The sequence below is a fragment of the Embleya sp. NPDC025285 genome (assembly GCF_055558835.1).
The window spans coordinates 134,544-152,153 of the sequence record NZ_JBVHLU010000009.1; the positions used below are offsets into that span (position 1 = coordinate 134,544).

Sequence of the window (17,610 nt, forward strand, 5' to 3'; positions counted from 1 at the left end):
GACTCGCCCCTAAGACGGGCGAGGCGCAGGAGGCAGTGTGCTCACCGCGTTCGCCAGGGCGTTCCGCACGCCCGACCTGCGCAAGAAGCTGCTGTTCACGTTGGCGATCATCGTCCTCTTCCGGATCGGGTCGCATATCCCGGTACCGGGCGTCTCGTTCGAGATGGTGCGCTCTTGCGTAGAGGACTCCAACCGGAACAGCCTGTTCGGCCTCGTGAACATGTTCAGCGGCGGCGCGCTGCTGCAACTCACGATCTTCGCGCTGGGGATCATGCCGTACATCACGGCGAGCATCATCCTGCAGCTCCTCACCGTGGTGATCCCGCGGTTGGAGGCCCTCAAGAAGGAGGGGCAGTCCGGCACCGCGAAGATCACCCAGTACACCCGGTACCTGACCATCGCTTTGTCGATCCTGCAGTCCACCGCGCTGATCGCCACCGCACGCAGCGGCGCGCTCTTCTCCAGCGCCCGCAGCGCCACCTGCGACCCGCAGGGCATCGTTCCGGACGACTCGCTCTTCCGAGTGATCGTCATGGTCGCCGTGATGACCGCCGGCACCTCGACGATCATGTGGCTCGGTGAGCTGATCACCGACCGCGGCATCGGCAACGGCATGTCCATCCTGATGTTCGTCTCGGTCGCCGCCGGCTTCCCGGCCGCGCTGTGGACGATCAAGGAGCAGGGCACCATCGGCGGCGGCTGGGTACCGTTCTTCACCGTCATCGCCATCGGCCTCGTGATGGTCGGCCTGGTGGTCTTCGTGGAACAGGCGCAGCGCCGGATCCCGGTGCAGTACGCCAAGCGCATGATCGGGCGTCGCGCCTACGGCGGGACCTCGACCTACATCCCGCTCAAGGTGAACCAGGCGGGCATCATCCCCGTCATCTTCGCCTCGTCGCTGCTGTACATCCCGGCCCTCATCGCTCAGTTCAGCGGTGGGAAATCGGACTGGGCGGTGTGGATCGAACGCCACTTCGTCAAGGGCGACCATCCGCTGTACATGATCACGTACTTCCTGCTGATCGTCTTCTTCGCGTTCTTCTACGTGGCCATCACGTTCAACCCCGAAGAAGTTGCCGACAACATGAAGAAGTATGGTGGCTTCATTCCGGGGATCCGCGCCGGCAGACCGACCGCGGAATACCTGAACTACATCCTCACCAGGATCACGTGGCCCGGATCGTTGTACCTGGGCATGATCGCGTTGGTACCCAGCATCGCGCTCGTGCTCTTCAACGCCAACCAGAACTTCCCGTTCGGCGGCACGAGCATCCTGATCATCGTGGGAGTGGGTCTGGAAACCGTGAAGCAGATCGAGAGTCAGCTCCAGCAGCGCAACTACGAAGGCTTCCTCCGCTAAATGCGTATCGTTCTCGTGGGGCCTCCCGGCGCGGGTAAGGGAACCCAGGCCCAGTACATCGCCGCCAACCTGTCGATTCCCGCCGTCTCGACCGGTGACATCTTCCGCGCCAACGTGAGTCAGGGCACCCCGCTCGGCCGCGAGGCGAAGACCTACATGGACGCGGGCAACCTGGTACCCGACGAGGTGACCATAGGCATGGTCCGGGAGCGCCTGGCGCAGCCGGACGTCGCCGCCGGTTTCCTGCTCGACGGGTTCCCGCGCAACACGGCCCAGGCCAAGGTGCTCGACGAGATCCTCGCCGAGAACGACACCGAACTCGACGTCGTGCTCGAACTCAAGGTCGACGACTCGGAGATCATCCAGCGGATCTCCGGCCGTCGGCAGTGCCGCGCCAACGGGCACGTCTGCCACATCCTGACCGACCCGCCGAAGGTCGCCGGGGTCTGCGACGAGTGCGGGAGCGAGCTGTACCAGCGCGACGACGACCGCGAGGAGACCGTTCGGCACCGTCTGGACGTGTACAAGGAGCAGACCGAACCCTTGGTCGGCTATTACTCCGAGCGCAACCTCCTGCTGCCGATCCAGGCGACCGGTCCGGTCAAGGAGGTCACCGAGCGCGCGATGGCCGCGCTTCGGGAGTTCCGCGCCTGATCGGCGTCGGCCGCGACAGACATCACACATGGGCGATCCGGGGAAACCCCGGATCGCCCATCGTGCTTTCGCGCCGACACACAACCTCGGCGACACACGAATACGAATGAGGACGGCCATGCCGGTGTTCAGGAAGCGGCAGATGCGAATCGAACGCAAGACGCCCGAGCAGATCGAGAAGATGCGTCGCGCCGGGGCCGTCGTGGCACACACCCTGGAGGCGCTGCGCGAAGCGGCGAAGCCGGGCGTGACGACGGCCGACCTGGACGCGATCGCCGAACGCTCGATCCGCGCCGCGGGCGCGATCCCCTCGTTCAAGGGCTACCACGGCTTCCCCGCGTCGATCTGCGCGTCGGTCAACGACGTGGTGGTGCACGGGATTCCGGACGAGACGCCGTTGCACGACGGAGACATCATCTCGATCGACTGCGGGGCGATCCTGGACGGCTGGCACGGCGACTCGGCGATCACCGTGCCGATCGGCACGGTGCGGCCCGAGGTGCTCGAACTGAGCCGGGTGTGCGAGCAGTCGATGTGGGCGGGCATCGAGGCCGCGGTGGCCGGCGGTCGGCTGACCGACATCAGCCACGCGGTGGAGAAGTCGATCCGGGCCAACCCGCTGCCGGGCGGCGCCAAATACGGCATCGTCGAGGACTACGGCGGCCACGGCATCGGCACCGAGATGCACCAGGACCCGCACGTGCTCAACTACGGCCCCGGCGGGCGCGGGCCGCGCCTGGAGGTCGGGGTGTGCCTGGCGATCGAGCCGATGGTCACCCTGGGCAAGCCGGACACGTACACGCTGGCCGACGAGTGGACGGTCAAGACCACCGCGGGCGGCTACGCGGCGCACTGGGAGCACTCGATCGCGATCACCGAGAACGGGCCCGTGGTACTGACGCTGCCCTGATGCCAGACCCCCCTCGATGGTGGGGCTGGCACCATGTACGACTCTTCGCGCCCTGCCTAGTGTCGATGACATGGTGAGGACTCCGACCATGCGGGCATCCGACGTGGACCGTGAGGCGGCGGTGACGCTGCTGCGCGATCACCACGCCGTCGGACGGTTGACGCTCGCAGAGTTCAACGAACGCATGGGGGCCGCCTACGAGGCGGTCACGCTGGGGGAGCTGGCTCGGCTGATCGCCGATCTGCCGCCGCCGGAACACCTGGAGGCGGATGTCGAGGTGATCCGCGCGCGGATGGCCTACGAGGTGGCCCGTACCCGGGCGACCCTGGCGCGGCCGGTCGCGCCGGAGCCGCCGCCGGTCGCGTCCTGGCCAGCGCCCCGGCCCGCGCCGCCGCCGGTCCGGCCGCAGGTGCGCCAGGAGGTGGTTCCGGCGCACGGGGAGCGCGACGGGTGGGCCGCCGGCGCGCGGGCCCTGCGCGCGGCGTGGACCACGCTGAACGCGGTCACCGCGTTGAACGTGGTGATCTGGCTGCTGGTCGCGGTGGCCGGTACCGGGGTCGTGTACTTCTGGCCGGTGTGGGTCTACGGTCCCGCCGCGGCCGTGCTGGGTTCGATCCAGATGGTCTACTGGCGCCACGGGCGCTCCTCGCCGTGACCGGGCTACCCTCGTCTCATGGACCGAGATCCGAACGCTCCCGCGACTCCCACGGACCGCGAACGCGTGACCGCCGAGCTGCGTGAGCACCTCGCGTCGGGTCGGCTGGCGCTGTCCGAATACCGGGCGCGCCTGGACGCGGTCCGCCGAGCCGGTACGGTGGGGGAGCTCGACGCGGTCTCGGCGAATCTGCCGGGCCGTGAGGATCGAGACGACGCGGCGGGTGCGACGCCGCCGCCGGAGTACCGACCGATCGTCGACGCGCCTCCACGAGCCGGTGCCTACGGCCCGGCGGAGGAGCGGCGTCCGCGGGTTTCCAACGCGACGTTGAACAAGGTCTGGTTGGTCGTGATGTCACTCGGCGTGCTGGTGTGGGCGCTGGTCTACTTCCTGAGGTAGACCGACGGGCCCGGCGGGAACGGAACCTGCGGTTCCGGGCCCGGTTTCGCTTTCACTGGCCGAGTGCCTTAGACTGACTCGTCGGCTCACATGTAGCCAGGTTTGGCGCGCCCGTCATCTGGGCGCCAAAAATTTGAGCTTCGTCATGTGCGCCGGGTAACGGTAGCTGATCCCGAGATACGAAGCGCGGAGGACATGCCCAAGAAGCAAGGGGCCATCGAAATCGAGGGCACCGTCATCGAGTCGCTCCCCAACGCCATGTTTCGCGTGGAGCTTCAGAACGGGCACAAAGTCCTCGCGCACATCAGTGGGAAGATGCGGATGCACTACATCCGTATTCTTCCGGACGACCGGGTTGTCGTGGAGCTGAGCCCTTACGACCTGACCCGCGGCCGGATCGTCTACCGCTACAAGTAGGCGAGCCCCGGCCCTGCCCACGCCGAGCGTGGTGTGCGGGGCTTGGACGCAAACCGATAACCGACTCGGCGACGGCGGCGTGCCCGCACGCCTTCGTCACACGTACCGGAGAAATCATGAAGGTCAAGCCGAGCGTCAAGAAGATCTGCGACAAGTGCAAGGTGATCCGCCGTCACGGCCGGGTCATGGTGATCTGCGAGAACCTGCGCCACAAGCAGCGCCAGGGCTGAGCAACACCCCCCTCGCACAACGAGCGATCGACGCGCGACGCACCCCGTAAGAGCCGCAGCACCCGACCCCCGTTTCGTGCGGGACGCCACCCTCGGCCGGAGGCCGAGGACCGAGGACATCTCCAGAAGGTGTGCCGGACCGGTGCTGGGCCAGACCTCCGACTAAACCAGGAGCCACACATATGGCACGCCTCGTCGGCGTCGACCTCCCCCGTGAGAAGCGGGTCGAGGTCGCTCTGACCTACATCTTCGGCGTCGGGCGCACTCGTGCGCTGGACACGCTGAAGAACACCGGTGTCAACCCCGACACCCGCGTCCGCGATCTCGCCGAGGACGACCTGATCAAGCTTCGCGACTGGATCGAGTCGAACTACCGCGTCGAGGGTGACCTCCGCCGCGAAGTTCAGGCCGACATCCGCCGCAAGGTCGAGATCGGTTGCTACGAAGGTCTGCGTCACCGTCGCGGTCTTCCCGTCCGCGGTCAGCGCACCCACACCAACGCGCGTACCCGCAAGGGCCCGCGCCGCGCGATCGCCGGCAAGAAGAAGCCGGGCAAGAAGTAGTCCGCGTACGACGGATCACGCGGTCCTCAATTCGTAGCGGACCGACGACCTCAGGAGTTTCCAGCAGATGCCTCCCAAGAGCCGCGCGGGCGCCAAGAAGGTGCGCCGCAAGGAAAAGAAGAACGTCGCTCACGGGCACGCCCACATCAAGAGCACGTTCAACAACACCATCGTTTCGATCACGGACCCCAGCGGCAACGTGATCTCGTGGGCCTCCGCGGGCCACGTCGGCTTCAAGGGTTCGCGCAAGTCGACCCCCTTCGCCGCGCAGATGGCCGCCGAGTCCGCCGCGCGTCGTGCCCAGGAGCACGGCATGCGCAAGGTCGACGTTTTCGTCAAGGGCCCGGGTTCCGGTCGTGAGACCGCCATTCGTTCGCTGCAGGCCACCGGCCTGGAGGTCGGCTCCATTCAGGACGTCACCCCCGTGCCGCACAACGGCTGCCGCCCCCCCAAGCGCCGCCGCGTCTGACCAGCAGCTGACTAGGAGTTAAAGAACAATGGCGCGTTACACCGGCGCGGACTGCAAGCGCTGCCGTCGCGAGAAGATGAAGCTGTTCCTCAAGGGCAGCAAGTGCGAGGGCCCGAAGTGCCCGATCGAGATTCGCCCCTACCCGCCGGGTGAGCACGGTCGTGGCCGTACCAAGGACAGCGAGTACCTGCTGCAGATGCGCGAGAAGCAGAAGTGCGCGCGCATCTACGGTGTGCTCGAGAAGCAGTTCAAGGGCTACTACGAGGAAGCGAACCGTCGCCAGGGCAAGACCGGCGAGAACCTGCTTCGCATCCTCGAGTCGCGCCTGGACAACGTGGTCTACCGCGCGGGCTTCGCCAAGTCGCGTGACCACGCCCGTCAGCTCGTTCGCCACGGTCACATCGTGGTCAACGGCGTCAAGACGGACATCCCGTCGTTCCGGGTCTCCGACAACGACATCATCGAGGTCCGCAAGGACTCGGTCGAGCTGACCCCGTTCGTGGTCGCCCGTGCCGAGGCCGGCGAGCGCACCGTCCCGGCCTGGCTCGAGGTCATCCCGGGCAAGATGCGCATCCTCGTGCACTCCCTCCCCGCGCGTCAGGTCATCGACACGCAGGTGCAGGAGCAGCTCATCGTCGAGCTCTACTCCAAGTAAGAGCTCCACGGGATCGGGCGGACCGGGATTGTGCCGGTCCGCCCGTATCCTTGTTTCCACTGGCGTCAAATAGCGGGCGTCATTACCAGGAGGCATCCCCATGCTTATCGCCCAGCGGCCGACCCTCACCGAGGACGTCGTCGACGAATACCGCTCGCGGTTCGTCATCGAGCCCCTCGAGCCCGGCTTCGGCTACACGCTCGGCAACTCGCTCCGTCGTACGCTCCTGTCCTCGATCCCGGGCGCTGCTGTCACCAGCATCCGGATCGACGGCGTCCTGCACGAGTTCACCACCGTGCCGGGTGTCAAGGAGGACGTCACCGACCTCATCCTGAACATCAAGCAGCTCGTCGTCTCCTCGGAGCACGACGAGCCGGTCGTGATGTACCTGCGCAAGCAGGGCCCGGGTGTGGTCACCGCCGGCGACATCGCGCCGCCGGCCGGTGTCGAGGTGCACAACCCCGACCTGGTCCTGGCGACGCTGAACGCCAAGGGCAAGCTGGAGATGGAGCTGACCGTCGAGCGCGGTCGCGGCTACGTCTCCGCGGTGCAGAACAAGCAGGCGGGCCAGGAGATCGGCCGCGTGCCGGTCGACTCGATCTACTCGCCGGTGCTCAAGGTCACGTACAAGGTCGAGGCCACCCGTGTCGAGCAGCGCACGGACTTCGACAAGCTGATCGTCGACGTCGAGACCAAGCAGTCCATGCGTCCGCGCGACGCGATGGCCTCCGCGGGCAAGACGCTGGTCGAGCTGTTCGGTCTCGCCCGCGAGCTGAACATCGACGCCGAGGGCATCGACATGGGCCCGTCGCCGACCGACGCCGCGCTCGCGGCCGATCTGGCGCTGCCGATCGAGGAGCTCGAGCTCACGGTCCGCTCGTACAACTGCCTCAAGCGCGAGGGCATCCACACCGTGGGTGAACTGGTCGCGCGCAGCGAGGCCGACCTGCTGGACATCCGCAACTTCGGTGCGAAGTCCATCGACGAGGTCAAGGCGAAGCTCAACGGGATGGGTCTGGCCCTCAAGGACAGCCCGCCCGGGTTCGACCCGACCGCCGCCGCGGACAGCTTCGGCGACGACGACGACCACGGTTTCGCCGAGACCGAGCAGTACTGAGCTTCGTCGCGAGGCGTAGCCCACCACCCGGGCCGACCGGCCCGGGTGGACTGACGCCGGTACCTGATACGGCCGGCGCAGGAATATCTAGGAGAGAACATGCCCAGGCCCACCAAGGGTCCCCGCCTCGGCGGCGGCCCGTCCCACGAGCGGCTGATCCTGGCCGGTCTCGCGACGGCGCTGTTCGAGCACGGTCGGATCACCACGACCGAGGCCAAGGCGCGTCGGCTGCGTCCCGTCGCCGAGCGACTGATCACCAAGGCGAAGAAGGGCGACCTGCACAACCGTCGCCAGGTGCTCACGATCGTTCGTGACAAGAGCGTCGTGCACGCGCTCTTCGAGGAGATCGCTCCTCGGTACGAGAACCGCCCGGGCGGTTACACGCGCATCACCAAGATCGGCAACCGCAAGGGCGACAACGCGCCCATGGCGGTCATCGAGCTGGTCGAGGCGCTGACCGTGGCGCAGACCGCGGTCGGCGAGGCCGAGGCCGCCACGAAGCGCTCGGTCAAGGAGCAGGAGACCGCCAAGGTCGAGACGACGAAGGTCGTCGAGACCGAGGAGGCGCCCGCCGCCGAGGCCGAGAAGGCCGAGGAGAGCAAGGACGCCGACAAGGCCTGACGGTCTCGTCGCGTGCTCCACGCGTTGTGAATCACAGTGCGAGCCCGTCCCCCGTACCCGTACGGAGGGCGGGCTCGCGCCATGCCCGGAGGTGGTTGACGTGGTGCGCTTGCGCATCGATCTGTCGTACGACGGCACCGAGTTCGCGGGCTGGGCCCGGCAGCGCGAGCTGCGCACCGTGCAGGGCACGCTGGAGAGCGCCCTGACCACCGTGCTGCGGCTGGCCGAGCCCGCCCAGTTGACGGTGGCCGGGCGCACGGACGCGGGGGTGCACGCGCGGGGTCAGGTGGCCCACCTCGACGTGCCCGACGAGGTGTGGGCCGCGCTGGGCGACGTGGCGCTGCGTCGGGTCACCGGGGCGCTGCCCCGGGATCTGCGGGTGCGCGACATCACCGTGGCGCCCGAGGGCTTCGACGCTCGGTTCGGCGCGATCTGGCGGCGCTACGCGTATCGGGTGTGCGACGCGCCGGGCGGGGTGGACCCGCTGCGGCGGGGCAGCGTGGTGTGGCACGACCGGCCGCTGGACGAGACCCGGATGAACGCGGCCGCGCAGCGGTTGTTGGGCGAGCACGACTTCGCGTCGTTCTGCCGCAAGCGCGAGGGGGCCACCACCGTGCGCTGCCTCCAGGACTTCTCCTGGGCGCGCGAGACGCCGAGCGGGGCCGATGTGGGTCCCGCGTTTCGGCCGGTGATCGTGGCGACCGTGCGGGCCGACGCGTTCTGCCACAACATGGTGCGCTCGCTGGTGGGCGCGATGCTGGCGGTGGGCACCGGACGCAAGCCGGTGGAGTGGCCGCTGGAGGTGCTCGGGCGCGCGGTGCGCGACTCGGGCGTGCACGTCGCGCCCGCGCACGGGTTGACCCTGGAGGAGGTGGCCTACCCGGCGGACGCGTTGCTCGCGGACCGGGTGACGGCCACCCGTCGGCGCCGGGACGGCGGCTGAGGTCGGGACGGACGGGGGTCGGGGCGCGGCCCCGGCCCGTCCGGGTCAGCCCTGGATCTGTTCCAGGGCCTTGCGCCGGTTCTCGTCGTCGATCTGCTTGGAGCGCGCCTCGCCGCGCGCGGTCAGCGAGTTCCACAGGAACTTGTCCACGTCGTCCTGGGCCTGCGCCATGGTCTTGTCGTCGCCGACCGGGTCCTTGCCGTCGGCGTACCAGTCCAGGGTGAACAGCGCGTAGCGGCCGACGGAGTTGCGCAGCTTGCCGTGCTTTTGCTTCTGGGCGTCGAGGACCTTGACGCCGGGGCCGGCCAGCGGCAGCAGTTCGCCGCCATCCTTGCCGTTCTTGATCGCCGCGGCCTTGTCGGCCGAGGGGAACGAGGCGACCGCGGCGGTGGAGACGATGCCGTTCGGGCCGACCACCGCGAGTCGGATGAGCTGGGTGCACTGCTGGTTGCGCGCGGCCGGGCCGAGCTTGGCGTCGGTGCCGTCCGAACAGGTGTTGTCCAGCTTGCTCGCGACCACCGAGTACTGCCGCCCGTTGACGGTGAACTTCGCGCCGGGGAACAGCGATTCGACCGTGAACGGCGCGTTGTCCAGGGCCGGGTCGGCGAGCACGGCCTGGGCCGGAGGCGGCGGCGGGACCGTGGGCGCGGGGCGGAAGGTGGGCTTGGCCGGGGCGAAGGTCGAGGCGGACGGGACGCCCGAGGCGCCCGGTCCCGCGCTCTTCTTGTCGTCGTCGCCGGACGTGGCCATGACCGCCGCGACCACGCCGCCGATCAGGGCGAGTCCGAGCACGGAGCCGCCCACGGTGAACAGCAGCCTGCGGCGGCGGGTCGCCGCGTCGCGTCGCTCCGCCAGCGCGTCCCAGTCGGGACCGGTGGAGGAGCCGAACTGCGGTTGCCCCGTTGGCTGTTCGTGCGCCGGTCGGGCGAAGGGCTGCTGTGGTTGGGGATGCGGCTGTGGCCCCTGGGGGCCCTGCGCCTGGGTGGGGAACGGATCCCACGCGTGGGCCGGCTGCCCCGGTGACCCGGGCCCGCCCGGGCGTACGCTCCAGGGCTGCTGCCCGTCGTCTCCCGGTGTACCGACCCCCGACATACCCGCCCCCTGCAAGGAGTGACCCGCCTCGGCTCCCCATGCGCCGACGACCCGATCGTTCGGCGCATCGTACCTATCCGCCGATCCGGTGAGGACCGGCGTGGCACGGTAGGAGCACCCGCGCGGATGGCTTACGCTGGGGAGGGGCGTGAGCAGATCATCGCCCCATTGCTCGTTTTGACCGGCACCCCCTTGACCCGGTATTGTGCCGGTTCGTTGTGCGTATTGGCTTGCTTGAGTGGAGTCGGTACGCCGGGCCGCCGGCCACCGGAGTCCGCATTCGGTTCGGAATCATCTCCCGGACAGCCAGTCGGCATCCGTAAGCACACACTCACGAAGAAGCGAAGGCTATCGACCGTGCGCACGTACAGCCCCAAGCCCGGCGACGTCCAGCGTCAGTGGCACGTCATCGACGCGACCGATGTCGTGCTCGGCCGTCTGTCCACCCAGGCTGCTGCCCTGCTCCGGGGTAAGCACAAGCCGGTGTACGCGCCGCACGTCGACACCGGCGATTTCGTCATCATTGTGAACGCCGACAAGGTTCACCTGTCGGGCAACAAGCGCAGCCAGAAGATGGCGTACCGCCACTCCGGCTACCCGGGTGGCCTCCGCGCCGTCCGCTACGACGAGTTGCTGGAGAAGAACCCCGAGAAGGCCGTGGAGAAGGCCATCAAGGGCATGCTCCCGAAGAACACCCTGGGTCGGCAGATGTTGTCGAAGCTCAAGGTGTACCGCGGTTCCGAGCACCCGCACTCGGCGCAGCAGCCGGTTCCGTTCGAGATCACCCAGGTCGCGCAGTAGTCACGGCCACCGCCTGACGAACGAATAGTTTGAGGAGAACAGTGGCCGAGACCATTGCAGAAACCCCGATCGAGGAGACCGAGGGTCTTCCGCTCGAGAGCTACACGTCCGAGTCGCTCGCCTCGCGCTTCAGCGAGCCGCAGGCGGGTTCGGCCACCGGCCGCCGCAAGGAAGCCGTCGCGCGCGTCCGGATCGTTCCGGGCACGGGCAAGTGGAAGATCAACGGGCGCACGCTCGAGGAGTACTTCCCGAACAAGGTGCACCAGCAGCTCGTCAACGAGCCCTTCAAGGTGCTCGAGCTGGACGACCGCTACGACGTGCACGCCCGCATCCACGGTGGCGGCGTCTCCGGCCAGGCCGGCGCGCTGCGTCTGGGTGTGGCCCGTTCGCTGAACGAGGCCGATGTCGAGTCGAACCGCCCGGCGCTCAAGAAGGCCGGCTTCCTGACCCGTGACCCGCGTGCCACGGAGCGCAAGAAGTACGGTCTGAAGAAGGCGCGCAAGGCGCCTCAGTACAGCAAGCGCTAAACAGCCCGCAGCACCCTCTGCGGCTGTACGCAGCGTCATCAGGCCCCGGGGGCACGGTTCGTGCCCCCGGGGCCTGATGCATTTTCCGACGGTACTCCTGGGGGAGTGGCGTCGCGAGGTAGTGTCCGAGACATCCGGAATGTATGCGGGAGATCCAACTGTGGGACGACTCTTCGGTACGGACGGCGTGCGTGGCCTGGCGAATGGCCGGCTGACCGCGGAACTGGCGCTCGATCTGGCGGTCGCCGCCGCGCGGGTGCTCGGATCACGCGGCCGGGACGGGATTCCGCAATCAGGGCACGGCCGCAGGCCGTTCGCCGTGGTGGGTCGTGACCCCCGGGCCTCCGGAGAGTTTCTCGAGGCGGCCGTGGTCGCGGGTCTGGCGGGCGCGGGTGTGGACGTGTACCGCGCCGGCGTGTTGCCGACGCCGGCGATCGCCTACCTGACCGGGCTGCTCGGCGCGGACATGGGCGTGATGCTCTCGGCGAGCCACAACGCGATGCCGGACAACGGGATCAAGTTCTTCGCGCGGGGCGGGCACAAGCTGCCCGACGACGTGGAGAACGAGATCGAGGCGCTGCTGGGCACCGCGTGGGAGCGGCCGACCGGGTCCGGGGTGGGCCGGGTACAGGACCATCCCGAGGGCCACGAGCGCTACGTCGAGCACCTGCTGTCCTCGCTGCCGCATCGCCTGGACGGGCTCAAGGTCGTGGTGGACTGCGCGAACGGCGCCTCCTCGGCGGTGGCGCCGGACGCGTTGCGTCGGGCCGGGGCCGAGGTGATCGCGATCCACGCGGAGCCCGACGGGCTGAACATCAACGACAACTGCGGTTCCACGCACATGGACGCGCTGCGGGCGGCCGTGGTCGAGCACGGCGCGGACGCGGGCATCGCGCACGACGGCGACGCGGACCGGTGCCTGGCGGTGGACGCGCGCGGCGAGTTGGTCGACGGCGACGCGATCCTGGCGGTGCTCGCGCTGGCGATGCGCGACGGCGGACATCTCGTGGAGAACACGCTGGTGGCCACCGTGATGTCCAACCTGGGGCTCAAGCTGGCCATGCAGGCCGCGGGCATCAAGATGGTGGAGACCGCGGTCGGCGACCGCTACGTGCTGGAGGCGATGCAGGCCTCGGGCCTGTCGCTGGGCGGCGAACAGTCCGGCCACGTGGTGTTGTTGGATCACGCCACCACGGGCGACGGCACGCTGACCGCGCTGCGCCTGCTCGCGCGCGTCGCGGAGACGGGCACGCCGCTGCACGAGTTGGCCTCGGTGATGACGCGCCTGCCGCAGATGTTGGTCAACGTCGCCGGGGTGGACCGCACCCGGGTGCACACCACGCCCGAACTGGCCCAGGCCGTCGCGCTGGCGGAGAAGCGATTGGGGGACACCGGCCGGGTGTTGCTGCGTCCCTCGGGCACCGAGCCGTTGGTGCGGGTGATGGTCGAGGCGCAGACGCACGACCAGGCGCACGACGAGGCCGCGGGTCTGGCCGAGGTCGTGCGGACCCTGCTCGCGCTCGAGTAGCACGGCCGAACCCCCGCGGGTTCACGATGACTTCCCGGCCCCCGTCGTACGCGACGGGGGCCGTTGTTTCGCGCGGGCGGCCTGCAGGCTCCACAGGCCGCGCTGGACGAGCAGGGTGAGGGTGCCCGCGAGCACGATGCCGACCAGGTTCAGGCCGAGTTGGCCCAGGGAGCCGGCCGCCTGCCGGTAGTCGGCGTACCGGATGGCCACCGACGCGTTCGCGGCCGCGGGCACGGTGGTGACCGAGATCAGTACGCCGATCAGCGCGCCGGACTTGGCGCTGGTCAGCGAGAGCATGCCCGCGACGCCGGCGAGCAGCGCGACCCAGAACGACAACCAGTCCGGTTGGAAGATGAACTCGGTGAGTGGGCGCGAGCGTTCGAGCATTTCGCGGTCGAACAGGCCGAACGCGCCCAGGAGCGCGGTGAACGCCATGGTGACCGCCATCGCCACCGGGAAGCCGATCAGCAGCGCGAGCGCGGAACGGCCGGCGAGTCGGGGCTTGCGCTGCACGGTGGCCACGCACAGTCCGGCGAGCGGGCCGAACTCGGGTCCCACCACCATCGCGCCGACGATCAGGATCGGGTTGTCCAGCAGTACACCGCACGCCGCGATCATGGTGGCCACCGTCAGGAAGGCCAGGAAGGTCACCGAGAGGGTGGACTCCTCGGAGGTGGCCTCCTCGATCTCCTCCCAGACTACGGAGTCGGCGCTGTCGCCCGGCGCGTTCCGCTCGGCCTGGTCCGCGGACCGGGACAACATCACGTCCAGGTCCTCGAGCGCGATCGCACCGTCGTCCTCCAGGCCCAGCGCGCGCAGGTCGGCGAGCACCGCGCTGGTGGTCTCGCGCGCGAGATCGCAGGCGATCACGTCACCGGGGGGTTGCACCGCCGCGCCCGGCCACACCACCAGGTGGGTCGCTCCCGGTTCGCCGAGCAACAGGTCGCGCACGGCGGCGCTGCGGTCGGCCGGGACGATCAGGCGCAGATGGAACATCCCGTGACGGTACCGCCCTTCACAGCTTGCGCAGTCGCAATCTGCTCACCGCGTGCTCCGCATCCTTTTGCAGTACCAGCGTGGCGCGGGCGCGGGTGGGTCGGATGTTCTGCACCAGGTTGGTCTCGTTGATGGTGGCCCACGTGTTCTCCGCGTAGCGCAGCGCGTCCTCGGGGGTCATCACCGCGTACTTGCGGAAGTACGAGGCCGGGTCGCGGAACGCGGTCTGGCGCAGTTTGACGAAGCGTTCCAGGTACCAGCGGCGGATGTCCTGGGTGCGGGCGTCCACGTACAGGCTGAAGTCGAAGAAGTCGGACAGCGCGAGCCGGGGGCGGCCGTCGGCGGTCGGCGAGGCGGGTTGCAGCACGTTCAGGCCCTCGACGATCAGGATGTCGGGCCGGTGGATGGTCAGCCGCTCGTTCGGCACGATGTTGTAGGTCAGGTGCGAGTACACCGGCGCGGTGACCTCGGGCTTGCCCGCCTTGACGTCGGCGACGAAGCGCACCAGGGCGCGTCGGTCGTAGGACTCGGGGAAGCCCTTGCGGTGCATGATCCCGCGGCGCTCCAACTCCTCGTTGGGGTAGAGGAAGCCGTCGGTGGTCAGCAGTTCGACGTGCGGGTGGTCGGGCCAGCGGGCGAGCAGTTCGCGCAGGATGCGGGCGGTGGTGCTCTTGCCCACCGCGACGCTGCCCGCGACGCCGATCACGAACGGTATGCCCGGGTTCTCGCCGTTGCCCAGGAACGTGGTGAGCGCGCGGCCCAGGCCCCGGGTGGCGCCCACGTAGAGGTTCAGCAGCCTGGACAGCGGCAGGTAGACGTCGGAGACCTCGTCGAGGTCGACCACGTCGCCCAGGCCGCGCAGGCGTTCGAGTTCGTCGGCGGTCAGCGGCAGCGGCGTCCCGGCCCGAAGCCGGGTCCAGGCGGCGCGGTCGAGTTCGACGAAGGGGGACAGGTCGCGAGCCGGCCCCTGAGCCGCGAAGGAGTGCACGTGCCTATTGTCCCGAGTGTGCGCCCACGCGCCGTCGCCGGGCCGTCGAACGCGTTTCCGCCGGCCCGATGTGGACCCCGTAGGCTGGCCCCCATGTGCGGGATTGTGGGATATGTGGGCGCTCAATCGGCGCTGGACGTGGTCATCGGCGGGCTCAAGCGGCTGGAATACCGCGGTTACGACTCGGCCGGGGTGGCCGTGCTCTCCGCCGGTGCCCTGGTGAGCGAGAAGCGCGCCGGGAAGCTGGCCAACCTGGTGGGCGCGCTGGCGGAATCGCCGCTTCCGGTGGGGACGTGTGGCATCGGGCACACGCGGTGGGCCACCCACGGTGCGCCCAACGACGCGAACGCGCATCCGCATCTGGACAACGCGGGTCGGGTCGGCGTCGTACACAACGGGATCATCGAGAACTTCGCCGCGCTGCGCGCCGAGTTGGCCGAGCGCGGGCACAAGCTCGCCTCGGAGACCGACACCGAGGTGGTCGCGCACCTGCTGGCCGAGGAGTTCGCGGGCGCCGGCGAGGACCTGGCCGAGGCGATGCGCCGGGTCTGCCGTCGGCTGGAGGGCGCCTTCACCCTGGTCGCGGTGCACGCGGACGCTCCCGACGTGGTGGTCGGTGCGCGCCGCAACTCGCCGCTGGTGGTCGGTCGCGGTGTCGGCGAGAACTTCCTCGCCTCGGACGTGGCCGCGTTCATCGAGCACACGCGCGAGGCGATCGAGCTGGGCCAGGACCAGGTGGTCGAGCTGCGCCGGGACGCGATCACGGTGACCGACTTCGACGGCGCGCCCGCGGCCATTCGCGAGTACCACGTGGACTGGGACGTGTCGGCCGCCGAGAAGGACGGCTACGACTACTTCATGCTCAAGGAGATCGCCGAGCAGCCCAAGGCGGTCGCCGACACGCTGTTGGGCCGGATCGGCACCGACGGGCGCCTGGTGCTCGACGAGGTGCGGATCGCGGACGAGGTGCTGCGCGAGATCGACAAGGTCGTGATCATCGCCTGCGGTACGTCCTTCCACGCGGGCCTGATCGCCAAGTACGCGATCGAGCACTGGACCCGCGTGCCCTGCGAGGTCGAGCTGGCCAGCGAGTTCCGCTACCGCGACCCGATCCTGGACCGGCAGACGCTGGTGGTGACCATCTCGCAGTCCGGCGAGACGATGGACACGCTGATGGCCCAGCGGCACGCCCGCGAGCAGGGCGCCAAGGTGCTGGTCATCTGCAACACCAACGGCTCGACGATGCCGCGCGAGGCGGACGCGGTGTTGTACACGCACGCGGGCCCCGAGGTCGCCGTCGCCTCGACCAAGGCGTTCCTGACCCAGTTGGTCGCCTGCTACCTGGTCGCGCTGTACCTGGGCCAGGTGCGTGGCACCAAGTGGGGCGACGAGATCACCGAGGTGATCGAGCAGCTCGCGGCGATGCCGGAGATGGTGGACAAGGTCCTGGACACGATGGAGCCGGTGCGCGAGCTGGCCCGTTCGCTCAAGGACGCCGGTTCGGTGTTGTTCCTGGGCCGGCACGTGGGCTACCCGGTGGCGCTCGAGGGTGCGCTCAAGCTCAAGGAGCTGGCGTACATGCACGCCGAGGGCTTCGCGGCGGGAGAGCTCAAGCACGGTCCGATCGCGCTGATCGAGGAGGGCCTGCCGGTCGTGGTGGTGGTCCCGTCGCCGCGTGGGCGCTCGGTGCTGCACGACAAGATCGTGTCCAACATCCAGGAGATCCGGGCCCGCGGCGCACGCACCATCGTGATCGCCGAGGAGGGCGACGAGGCGGTCGTGCCGTACGCCGACCACCTGGTGCGCATCCCGGTCACGCCGGTGCTGCTGCAGCCGCTGGTGTCCACCGTGCCGTTGCAGGTGTTCGCGTGCGAGCTGGCCACGGCCAAGGGCCACGAGGTGGACCAGCCGCGCAACCTGGCGAAGTCGGTCACGGTCGAGTAGTCCGACCCGATCCTCGACCGCCCCGCGCCCCCTCATCGAGAGGGGGCGCGGGGCGGTTTCGCGTTTCGGGCGGGGCGCTCGGGGCCGGATCGGTTCGGGTCAGCCCAGGTGGGTGTCGCCCTGGGCGATCAGGAGCTTGCGCAGCAGGGCGTTGAGCTGGTCGCGCTCGCTTTCGTCGAGGACGGCGAGGAAGCGGCCCTCGTTCTCCAGGTGGCCGACGAGGATGTCGTCCACGAGCTTGACGCCCTCGGGGGTCAGCTTGACCAGGACCGAGCGGCGGTCCTCGGCGCTGACCGAGCGCTCGACCAGGCCCTTCGCGGTGAGCTTGTCCACCCGGTTGGTGATCGCGCCCGACGTGACCATCGCCGAGCGCAGCAGCGTGCCCGCGCTGACCCCCTCGACGCCGCCGGAGCGGCGCAGCGTGGCCAGCACGTCGAACTCGGAGAAGTCGAGCCCGTAGCGGGCGAAGTAGGTGCGCAACGTCTGGTCGATGAACCGGCGCAGCCGGTTCATCCGCCCGACGGCCGCCATGACGTCGAGGCTCTCGGGAGCGATGTCGGGCCGCTCCCGGTGCCATTGGTCCCAGACGTCGTCGATCGCGTCGCGGATGTCTGTCTCGGATGTGCCGCGTTCGGTCATGCCGCCAATTTATCTCAACGCTCATCTACTTGACGCTCACAGAAGGAGGGTATTTACTTATCTCAACGTTCAGATAGTTACTGCTCGCAAAACTAGCGTTGA

Annotated in this window: 21 protein-coding genes; 17 read left to right on the forward strand and 4 right to left on the reverse strand. The window is 68.9% G+C overall.

Features of this window, described 5'->3' with window-relative positions; all coding sequences use genetic code 11:
* Window positions 1-37: 37 nt before the first annotated feature.
* The 13 genes from secY to truA all read left to right on the forward strand — a co-directional run bounded on the left by secY (window position 38) and on the right by truA (window position 8,993).
* Complete coding sequence (gene secY, locus ACZ4FV_RS08565) at window positions 38-1,360, forward strand: preprotein translocase subunit SecY (protein WP_020549217.1); 1,323 nt, start codon at window positions 38-40, stop codon at window positions 1,358-1,360.
* Complete coding sequence (locus ACZ4FV_RS08570) at window positions 1,361-2,014, forward strand: adenylate kinase (protein ID WP_395871685.1); 654 nt, start codon at window positions 1,361-1,363, stop codon at window positions 2,012-2,014. It abuts the gene before it with no gap.
* 142 nt (window positions 2,015-2,156) lie between these two features.
* Window positions 2,157-2,924 (forward strand): type I methionyl aminopeptidase, encoded by a 768-nt coding sequence (map, locus tag ACZ4FV_RS08575; protein ID WP_395871683.1) that lies wholly within the window; start codon window positions 2,157-2,159, stop codon window positions 2,922-2,924.
* Between the two features lie 70 nt (window positions 2,925-2,994).
* Window positions 2,995-3,579 carry a DUF1707 SHOCT-like domain-containing protein gene (locus tag ACZ4FV_RS08580; RefSeq protein WP_465322217.1) on the forward strand — a complete coding sequence of 195 codons (585 nt, stop codon included), beginning with the start codon at window positions 2,995-2,997 and terminating at the stop codon, window positions 3,577-3,579.
* 18 nt (window positions 3,580-3,597) lie between these two features.
* Window positions 3,598-3,978, forward strand: coding sequence for a DUF1707 SHOCT-like domain-containing protein (locus ACZ4FV_RS08585; protein ID WP_395871680.1), 381 nt, complete (start codon window positions 3,598-3,600; stop codon window positions 3,976-3,978).
* A gap of 195 nt (window positions 3,979-4,173) precedes the next feature.
* Window positions 4,174-4,395, forward strand: coding sequence for a translation initiation factor IF-1 (infA, locus tag ACZ4FV_RS08590; protein WP_018382544.1), 222 nt, complete (start codon window positions 4,174-4,176; stop codon window positions 4,393-4,395).
* Between the two features lie 116 nt (window positions 4,396-4,511).
* Entirely contained in the window at window positions 4,512-4,625 is a 114-nt protein-coding gene (gene rpmJ / locus ACZ4FV_RS08595; protein WP_009740505.1) for a 50S ribosomal protein L36, read from the forward strand.
* Window positions 4,626-4,807: 182 nt separating this feature from the next.
* Window positions 4,808-5,188 carry a 30S ribosomal protein S13 gene (gene rpsM, locus ACZ4FV_RS08600; RefSeq protein ID WP_020549212.1) on the forward strand — a complete coding sequence of 127 codons (381 nt, stop codon included), beginning with the start codon at window positions 4,808-4,810 and terminating at the stop codon, window positions 5,186-5,188.
* Between the two features lie 67 nt (window positions 5,189-5,255).
* Window positions 5,256-5,657, forward strand: a complete 402-nt coding sequence (rpsK, locus tag ACZ4FV_RS08605) for a 30S ribosomal protein S11 (protein ID WP_020549211.1) — start codon at window positions 5,256-5,258, stop codon at window positions 5,655-5,657.
* 28 nt (window positions 5,658-5,685) lie between these two features.
* Window positions 5,686-6,312 carry a 30S ribosomal protein S4 gene (gene rpsD, locus ACZ4FV_RS08610; RefSeq protein ID WP_020549210.1) on the forward strand — a complete coding sequence of 209 codons (627 nt, stop codon included), beginning with the start codon at window positions 5,686-5,688 and terminating at the stop codon, window positions 6,310-6,312.
* A 100-nt stretch (window positions 6,313-6,412) separates the two neighbouring features.
* Window positions 6,413-7,429, forward strand: coding sequence for a DNA-directed RNA polymerase subunit alpha (locus ACZ4FV_RS08615; RefSeq protein WP_465322219.1), 1,017 nt, complete (start codon window positions 6,413-6,415; stop codon window positions 7,427-7,429).
* A 99-nt stretch (window positions 7,430-7,528) separates the two neighbouring features.
* On the forward strand, window positions 7,529-8,050 hold the full coding sequence (gene rplQ / locus ACZ4FV_RS08620; protein ID WP_395871678.1) for a 50S ribosomal protein L17: 522 nt from the start codon (window positions 7,529-7,531) through the stop codon (window positions 8,048-8,050).
* Between the two features lie 100 nt (window positions 8,051-8,150).
* A complete protein-coding gene (gene truA, locus ACZ4FV_RS08625) occupies window positions 8,151-8,993 on the forward strand; it encodes a tRNA pseudouridine(38-40) synthase TruA (RefSeq protein WP_395871676.1) in 843 nt (280 codons plus the stop codon).
* A gap of 45 nt (window positions 8,994-9,038) precedes the next feature.
* Here truA and ACZ4FV_RS08630 read toward each other — a convergent pair whose 3' ends face one another.
* Complete coding sequence (locus ACZ4FV_RS08630; RefSeq protein WP_465322221.1) at window positions 9,039-10,085, reverse strand: hypothetical protein; 1,047 nt, start codon at window positions 10,083-10,085, stop codon at window positions 9,039-9,041.
* A 357-nt stretch (window positions 10,086-10,442) separates the two neighbouring features.
* Between ACZ4FV_RS08630 and rplM the strand changes: the two genes are divergently transcribed.
* The 3 genes from rplM to glmM all read left to right on the forward strand — a co-directional run bounded on the left by rplM (window position 10,443) and on the right by glmM (window position 12,941).
* Window positions 10,443-10,886 (forward strand): 50S ribosomal protein L13, encoded by a 444-nt coding sequence (rplM, locus tag ACZ4FV_RS08635; RefSeq protein WP_020549205.1) that lies wholly within the window; start codon window positions 10,443-10,445, stop codon window positions 10,884-10,886.
* Window positions 10,887-10,927: 41 nt separating this feature from the next.
* Window positions 10,928-11,413, forward strand: coding sequence for a 30S ribosomal protein S9 (gene rpsI / locus ACZ4FV_RS08640; RefSeq protein WP_395871672.1), 486 nt, complete (start codon window positions 10,928-10,930; stop codon window positions 11,411-11,413).
* A 160-nt stretch (window positions 11,414-11,573) separates the two neighbouring features.
* Entirely contained in the window at window positions 11,574-12,941 is a 1,368-nt protein-coding gene (gene glmM / locus ACZ4FV_RS08645) for a phosphoglucosamine mutase (protein ID WP_395871670.1), read from the forward strand.
* Window positions 12,942-12,962: 21 nt separating this feature from the next.
* On the opposite strand, the gene ACZ4FV_RS08650 is transcribed toward glmM, so the two are convergent.
* Entirely contained in the window at window positions 12,963-13,937 is a 975-nt protein-coding gene (locus ACZ4FV_RS08650; protein WP_395871668.1) for a DUF389 domain-containing protein, read from the reverse strand.
* Window positions 13,938-13,956: 19 nt separating this feature from the next.
* On the reverse strand, window positions 13,957-14,925 hold the full coding sequence (gene coaA, locus ACZ4FV_RS08655) for a type I pantothenate kinase (protein WP_395871666.1): 969 nt from the start codon (window positions 14,923-14,925) through the stop codon (window positions 13,957-13,959).
* Between the two features lie 93 nt (window positions 14,926-15,018).
* Between coaA and glmS the strand changes: the two genes are divergently transcribed.
* Window positions 15,019-16,869 (forward strand): glutamine--fructose-6-phosphate transaminase (isomerizing), encoded by a 1,851-nt coding sequence (gene glmS, locus ACZ4FV_RS08660; protein ID WP_395871664.1) that lies wholly within the window; start codon window positions 15,019-15,021, stop codon window positions 16,867-16,869.
* Window positions 16,870-16,968: 99 nt separating this feature from the next.
* On the opposite strand, the gene ACZ4FV_RS08665 is transcribed toward glmS, so the two are convergent.
* Window positions 16,969-17,508 carry a MarR family winged helix-turn-helix transcriptional regulator gene (locus ACZ4FV_RS08665; protein WP_395871662.1) on the reverse strand — a complete coding sequence of 180 codons (540 nt, stop codon included), beginning with the start codon at window positions 17,506-17,508 and terminating at the stop codon, window positions 16,969-16,971.
* Window positions 17,509-17,610: the final 102 nt, after the last annotated feature.

Coding starts and splice junctions, on each gene's coding strand:
- rpsM (WP_020549212.1), top strand. CDS start 4,808: ATGGCACGCCTCGTCGGCGTCGACCTCCCCCGTGAGAAGCGGGTCGAG.
- glmS (WP_395871664.1), top strand. CDS start 15,019: ATGTGCGGGATTGTGGGATATGTGGGCGCTCAATCGGCGCTGGACGTG.
- rplQ (WP_395871678.1), top strand. CDS start 7,529: ATGCCCAGGCCCACCAAGGGTCCCCGCCTCGGCGGCGGCCCGTCCCAC.
- rpsK (WP_020549211.1), top strand. CDS start 5,256: ATGCCTCCCAAGAGCCGCGCGGGCGCCAAGAAGGTGCGCCGCAAGGAA.
- rpmJ (WP_009740505.1), top strand. CDS start 4,512: ATGAAGGTCAAGCCGAGCGTCAAGAAGATCTGCGACAAGTGCAAGGTG.
- ACZ4FV_RS08570 (WP_395871685.1), top strand. CDS start 1,361: ATGCGTATCGTTCTCGTGGGGCCTCCCGGCGCGGGTAAGGGAACCCAG.
- map (WP_395871683.1), top strand. CDS start 2,157: ATGCGAATCGAACGCAAGACGCCCGAGCAGATCGAGAAGATGCGTCGC.
- ACZ4FV_RS08630 (WP_465322221.1), bottom strand. CDS start 10,085: ATGTCGGGGGTCGGTACACCGGGAGACGACGGGCAGCAGCCCTGGAGC.
- ACZ4FV_RS08585 (WP_395871680.1), top strand. CDS start 3,598: ATGGACCGAGATCCGAACGCTCCCGCGACTCCCACGGACCGCGAACGC.
- ACZ4FV_RS08650 (WP_395871668.1), bottom strand. CDS start 13,937: ATGTTCCATCTGCGCCTGATCGTCCCGGCCGACCGCAGCGCCGCCGTG.
- ACZ4FV_RS08615 (WP_465322219.1), top strand. CDS start 6,413: ATGCTTATCGCCCAGCGGCCGACCCTCACCGAGGACGTCGTCGACGAA.
- rpsD (WP_020549210.1), top strand. CDS start 5,686: ATGGCGCGTTACACCGGCGCGGACTGCAAGCGCTGCCGTCGCGAGAAG.
- infA (WP_018382544.1), top strand. CDS start 4,174: ATGCCCAAGAAGCAAGGGGCCATCGAAATCGAGGGCACCGTCATCGAG.
- ACZ4FV_RS08580 (WP_465322217.1), top strand. CDS start 2,995: ATGGTGAGGACTCCGACCATGCGGGCATCCGACGTGGACCGTGAGGCG.
- ACZ4FV_RS08665 (WP_395871662.1), bottom strand. CDS start 17,508: ATGACCGAACGCGGCACATCCGAGACAGACATCCGCGACGCGATCGAC.